This is a genomic window from Pontiella sp. (assembly GCF_041622395.1).
Taxonomy (GTDB): domain Bacteria; phylum Verrucomicrobiota; class Kiritimatiellia; order Kiritimatiellales; family Pontiellaceae; genus Pontiella.
Map to the genome: position 1 here is coordinate 1 of NZ_JBFJYW010000241.1, position 5,912 is coordinate 5,912.

General features: G+C 64.5%; 5 protein-coding genes and 1 pseudogene. 4 read left to right on the top strand and 2 right to left on the bottom strand.

The genetic code is table 11. The features are described from left to right. Together ABYO54_RS13015 and ABYO54_RS13020 are read left to right on the top strand one after the other, a co-directional pair. Positions 1 to 256, top strand: a pseudogene (locus ABYO54_RS13015) (choline kinase); the annotation flags it as partial. An 11-nt stretch (positions 257 to 267) separates the two neighbouring features. After that, positions 268 to 1,113, top strand: a complete 846-nt coding sequence (locus ABYO54_RS13020) for a 3'(2'),5'-bisphosphate nucleotidase CysQ (RefSeq protein WP_372808682.1) — start codon at positions 268 to 270, stop codon at positions 1,111 to 1,113. On the opposite strand, the gene ABYO54_RS13025 is transcribed toward ABYO54_RS13020, so the two are convergent. Together ABYO54_RS13025 and mqo are read right to left on the bottom strand one after the other, a co-directional pair. Beyond that, on the bottom strand, positions 1,110 to 1,388 hold the full coding sequence (locus ABYO54_RS13025) for a FeoC-like transcriptional regulator (RefSeq protein ID WP_372808683.1): 279 nt from the start codon (positions 1,386 to 1,388) through the stop codon (positions 1,110 to 1,112). The two genes, ABYO54_RS13020 and ABYO54_RS13025, sit on opposite strands and share 4 nt — an antisense overlap. Before the next feature lie 92 nt (positions 1,389 to 1,480). Then, a complete protein-coding gene (gene mqo, locus ABYO54_RS13030; protein WP_372808684.1) occupies positions 1,481 to 2,962 on the bottom strand; it encodes a malate dehydrogenase (quinone) in 1,482 nt (493 codons plus the stop codon). Positions 2,963 to 3,098: 136 nt separating this feature from the next. Here mqo and ABYO54_RS13035 point away from each other — a divergent pair, with 136 nt between their 5' ends. Together ABYO54_RS13035 and ABYO54_RS13040 are read left to right on the top strand one after the other, a co-directional pair. Beyond that, entirely contained in the window at positions 3,099 to 5,054 is a 1,956-nt protein-coding gene (locus tag ABYO54_RS13035) for a DUF294 nucleotidyltransferase-like domain-containing protein (RefSeq protein ID WP_372808685.1), read from the top strand. Continuing rightward, positions 5,051 to 5,734, top strand: a complete 684-nt coding sequence (locus tag ABYO54_RS13040; RefSeq protein WP_372808686.1) for an exonuclease domain-containing protein — start codon at positions 5,051 to 5,053, stop codon at positions 5,732 to 5,734. The genes ABYO54_RS13035 and ABYO54_RS13040 overlap by 4 nt, the downstream gene beginning before the upstream one ends. Positions 5,735 to 5,912 lie beyond the last annotated feature (178 nt).

Genomic DNA, 5,912 nt, shown 5'->3' on the forward strand with positions numbered 1-5,912 from the left:
CAGCTGCCTTTCCGCGGGCGAATGCGAGCGGCAGGAATCCGCGCTGCTCGATTGCTATTTCGCGGAACTCGAAGCGGCCCTGTCGGCGCGAAACCGGGCGCTCGATTTCAAGGCCTTGGAAGCGGACTGGCGGGCGCTCTATCCCGTGGCATGGACCGACTTTTTCCGTTTCCTGCAGGGCTGGAGCCCCGGCCACTGGAAAATCCACCGCTACAGCCGGCGCCTGGCAAACCAGGTGCTGGATCAAATCTTTTAACCGGCGATTGCATGAAATTGTTACCCGATGATTTGACCCGGCTCGCCGACGTCGCCCTTGCGGCGGCTCGCCGGACTGGAAGATATATATCCGAAACCCGCCCGACGGTCGTGCGGCAGGACAAGGACGGCGACTGCCTGGCCGCGCAGGTGCTGACGGAAGTCGATGGCCAGAGCCAGGAAATGATTCTCGAGATCCTGCGGCCGACCTTTGCCGAATTTGATCTGGCGCTGCTGGCCGAGGAGTCCGAGGACGACGGCAGCCGGCTGGAAAAGGACTATTTCTGGTGCATCGACCCGATCGACGGAACGCTCTCGTTTATCGAGAACGCGCCCGGCTACTCGGTTTCAATCGCGCTGATCGCGCGCGACGGCATCCCGCAGATCGGCGTGGTCTACGATCCGGTCGAACACAACCTCTACCACGCCATCCGCGGCCAAGGCGCCTTCCGGAATTCGGAACCGTGGCGGCTGGCGCAAAACGGCGACCGTTTGCGGATTTTCACCGACCGCAGCGCGGCGGCGGAACCGTGGTTCGCACCCGCCAACGAAGTGCTGCAGGCGGAGGTTGCGGCCCATGGCGGCGGGGTGATGAACGCCATCTGGACGCTGGAAAACCCGCCGGCGTGCTATTTCAAATATCCGAAAGAGCGGCCGGGCTGCGGCTGTTTTTGGGATTTCGCCGCAACGGCCTGCATCGCGCACGAGCTCGGCGCGGTCGCCACCGACATTCAGGGCCATCGGCTCGACCTCAACCGCCGCGATTCCATCTACCTGAACCACGGCGGAATCCTCTATGCCACCGACGGCGAACTGGCGGCGCGGGTCAGGGGGCTCTACGAGGAATACCGCGCCTAGTCGTCCTGTTTGCGCAACTCCATCGAAATGACGATGGCGGTGGGGTCCACCGCAGGAGCCTCTTCCACGACTTCGCCGGAAGGCGAGACGGAACAGGTGGAACAGGTCGAGCACGAGCCGCTGCATTTCGAAAAGGCGTAGCGCACCCGTCCGTCCGCCGCAAGTTGCTGCAGGGCCACATGGATCTCTTCCGGCTCCATCTCGAAGTGGAGCGCGAGGTTGCCGACGGTCATCGTGCGCCGCGGCGTTAAAACTTCCATAATTCGGTCTAGCATTTTTTGTCTCCGGGCTGTTCTCTCTCCAACCGTTCGCGCCGTTTCTACCCCGAACCCGGAGGCTGGGCGAGTCCTTTTTGGGCGGAACCCGGTCAGAGGCCCAGCCATCCGGCGGCCTTGGCCCTGAGTGCCGCGTGGGCCTCGCGGTCGGTGGCGAGGTCGATGCCATAGGCGGGCACCATCTCGGCCAGCGCCGATTTCCATTCGGCGGATTCCATCTCGGCCGGAAAGCACTTTTCGAGTACCTGCAAGATGATCGAGACGGCGGTGGAGGCCCCCGGCGAGGCGCCGAGCACGGTGGAGAGCGTTCCGTCGGCCGAGGCAACCACCTCGGTGCCGAACTGCAGCATGCCGCGCCCGGTTGGGCCGCGCTTGATGATCTGCACCCGTTGCCCGGCGGTGATCAGCTTCCACTCCCCGTCCTCGGCGGCGGGAAAGAATTCGCGCAAGGCGTTGCATCGATCCGCGTGGGATTGGCGGCACTGCCCAACGAGATATTTCGTGAGCGGCAGGTTGTCGCGCCCGGCGGCGAGCATCGGCCCGAGGTTGTCGGGCCGGATCGATTTGAACAAATCGAGGTTGGAGCCGGTTTTGAGGTATTTGGGCGAAAAGCCGGCATAGGGGCCGAACAGCAACGACGGGTTGCCGTCGATGATGCGGCTGTCGAGATGCGGCACCGACATCGGTGGCGCACCGACCGCCGCCTTGCCGTAGACCTTCGCCGCATGCCGCTCGACGATTTGCGGGTTCGTGCAGACCAGAAACTGGCCGCTGACCGGAAAGCCGCCATAGCCCTTGCCTTCGGGAATCCCCGATTTTTGCAGTAGCGGCAGCGCACCGCCTCCGGCCCCAAGGAACAGGAACCGGGAGACCATGCGCGTCCCGTTTTGCAGCTTCGTGGTCCACCCGTCGGCGGTACGGCGCACCTGGACAACCTTTGCGTTCACCGCCAGCTCCACGCCGTCGAGCGACACGAGGTGTTCGATCATCTGGGTGGTCAATGCGCCGTAGTTGACGTCGGTCCCGGTTTCGACGCGGGTGGCGGCGATGGCCTCGCCGGGAGCGCGCCCTTGGTTCAGCAGCGGGGCCCATTCTTCGATCTGCGAGGCATCGGTCGAAAACCGCATCGTTTCGAACAGATGGCTTTGCTTCATGGCCGCGTGGCGTTTGCGCAGGAACGCCTGGTTTTCCGCTCCGCGGACAAAGCTCATGTGCGGGCAGGTGCGAATGAAGGTGGTGGGGGTGGCGACGATCCCTTGGCTGACCAGCCAGCCCCAGAAATGCTTCGTGGTCTCGAAGCGCCGGTTGATGGACAGCGCCTTGGCGATGTCGATGCGGCCATCGATCTCCGGCGTGTAGTTGAGCTCGCACAAGGCCGCGTGCCCGGTTCCGGCGTTGTTCCAGGCGTTGGAGCTTTCCTGCGCAACCTTCGGCAACGCCTCGGCGATCTGGATGGTCATTCCGGGATTGAGCCGCTTGAGCATGATGCCCAGCGTGGCGCTCATGATCCCGCCCCCGACCAGCACCGCATCGGGATTCCCCATCAGTCGCTTGGAATCGTGGTCCCTTTTCATGGGATTATAAATAGGCATCGGAATACCGAAAGTCAATACGAACGATGCCGGGCAGATGGATTCGGCCGCACTGAGGGCTTCCCGAAAAAGCTTAATCCGCTAAAGTGCGGCCAAACCCATGCAAAAGGAAGCGGGCATGAAGACAGCCAACCGAATACCCGGGCGCATCGCGGAGGCCTTGCGCCAATTTCCGCCCTTTTCGATGTTCCCGCACGAGACGATCGTGCAGCTGGCGCACGAGGCGCAGGTGAAGATCCTGGTGAAGGGCGATACCGTCTGGATGCAGGGCGATCCGCCGGCCGAGGCGGTGCTGTTCCTGGCGCGCGGCCGGGTGGAATACCACCGCACGGCGGACGGGATCAGCGAGCTGGTGGATGTGCGCGACGTCGGCGATATTCTCGGGCTTTCGGCCCTGCATGCGGGCGAATCGTTCCGGGTGACGGCCCAGGTGCTGGAAGACAGCGTGCTCTATATTCTGCCTTGGCCGAGGGTCCGCGCCCTGCTGGAAACAAACGATCCGGCGCGCTATTACGTGCGCCGCCACCTTTTCTGGGGCACGCGCGTCGGCCGCACCCTGCCCGCGCCCGAAACCTCGCGCGGCGAGCAGCGCGACTACGGCAGCATTCTCGAGGCCCACCTCGACGGCGCGCAGGTGATCGAACCGCGCCCGGCGGGCAACCTGCTGACCTGCCCGCCTTCCCTGACGATCCAGGAGGCCGCCGGCCTGATGGTCATGCGCGGCCTGCCTTCGGTCGTCGTGATCGATCCGCTGGGCTGTCCGCTGGGGTATGTCACGGAGGAGGATCTGGTCAAACACGTGGTGGTCGGCACCCATCGGCGGCAGGAACCCGTCGAAAAAATCATGAGCCGTACGGTCTGCACCGTCGCCCCCAGGACCAGCACCATGGCGGCGCTGCTCACCATGCTGCACGGTCGCATGAACCAGCTCTGCGTCACCGAGGACGGGACGGCCGAGAGCCGGGCGCTCGATGTCTGCACCCCGGAAGATTTGCTGGCGCAGAGCGGCCACCATCCCGTCGGCATCCTCAACGGAATCCACCACGCGTTGCGCCCGGCGCGCTTCCGCGAGCTGTGCGACGACATCGAGGCCGTTGCGCGGACCTATCTCGAGGCCGGCATCTCCGGCATTGTCATGGGGCAGATCTGCGCCCAGCTGTTCGATGAGCTGGTCAGCCGTCTGCTGGAGCTCTCGATCGAGGAAATGGCGCGCAACGGCATCGGGTTGCCCGAGGTGGAGTGGGCCTGGATGGCGGTCGGCAGCGACGGGCGCCGCGAACAGGTTTTGCGTACCGATATGGACAATGCCATGGTCTTTGCCGCTACCGGCGACCCGGAAAAGGACGAGCAGCACCGCGCCGTGTTCCTGCAGCTGGCCGAGCGCGTCATCGAGCGGCTGGTCGATTCCGGCTTTGCCCGTTGCCAAGGCGGCGTAATGGCCTCGAACCCGCGCTGGTGCCGCACCGATGAAGAATGGATCGGCGAACTCAACGATCTGTCGCATTTGCAGCAGGGCGACGGCATGTTGCGCGCGATCGTGCTCTACGATCTGCGCCATGTTGCCGGAAGCAAGGAGCTGTGCCGGCGGGTGCGCGACTGCGTTTTCGAAGTCGACAAATCGCGTTTCGGCTCGCTTTACCGCCTGGCCGAACTGGTGGTGGCGAACCCGCCGCCGCTGAACTTCTGGGGCAAGTTCGTCGTGGAAAAGAAGGGCGGCAACGAGGGCGAGTTCGATATCAAGAAGCGCGGGCTTGCGCCGTTGCGCGATGCGGCGCGGGTGTTTGCGCTCTATTACGGCCTGCGCAACCACCACTCCACCGGCGGCCGCTGGCGCGAGCTGGCCACCGCCCAGCCGGAGCTGGCCGAACTCGCCCACCTCGCCATCGACGGCTACGACCTGATGTTGCGCCACCGCACCCTCGCCGGCCTCAAGCGCGGCGACGACGGCCGCTTCATCGATCCTTCGGAACTCACCAAGCTCGAACGCGAACACCTCGCCAGCGTCTTCGATGTCCAGCGCATGGTCCAAAGCGCCGTCCGGCGCCTCTTCAATCTGGACGTGATGAAGCGATGAGCCTTTTCCCGCGCAAAGAGCGGCCGCCGTTCGTCCGCGAATATCTGGACCAAACCCCGAAGCGGTTGCCCGGAAAAACGCCCGCCGAGGCGATCCGCTTCGTGGCGCTCGATACCGAAGCCAGCGGGTTCCATGTCGATAACGACCGCATCCTTTCGGTCGCGGTCATGGAGCTCAAGGCGGGTGCCATCGATGTGGCCAGCGCGCGGGAATGGATCGTCAACCAGCCGCAGACCCTGCCGAACAAGGCCTCGGAAATCCACGGCATCCTGCGCTCGGAAATCGAGCAGGGGGTTCCGGCCCCCGCGATGCTGGAGGAGCTGCTGCCGATGCTCTCGGGCGCGGTGGTGGTGGGCCACAATATCCGGTTCGATGCCTTCATGCTCGATGCCGCCTGCCAGCGGCATTTCGGCATCCGGTTCAGGAATGCGCTGGTGGATTGCGGAGCGATGGCGATGAACGAGCTGGTCCCGTTCCACCGCGTGGGCTACGCCCGGCAGCGGATGCCGACGATCGAGGACATCTGCGCGCACCTCGATCTGCCGATGCCCGACCGCCATACCGCCGAAGGCGACGCCTTCATCGCCGCCCAGCTTTTCCTGCTGCTGACGGCGCGGATGCGGCGCCGTACGGGCCGCCCGCTGCGGCTGCGCGATTTTCCGCTCAGTCGAATCAGCTGATCCGACGCGCCGGGCTCATGCCGGATGTTTTTCCGCCGCGGCGGCCGGCTTTGGTGCCGTTCCGCGCTTGAGGGGGCGCGCGCCGTCGTGTTAAATCCGCGCATGATCTATCGCTTTGAAGACCGCGTTCCAACCCTGCCCACGGAATATTATGTTGCCGATTCCGCAACCCTGATCG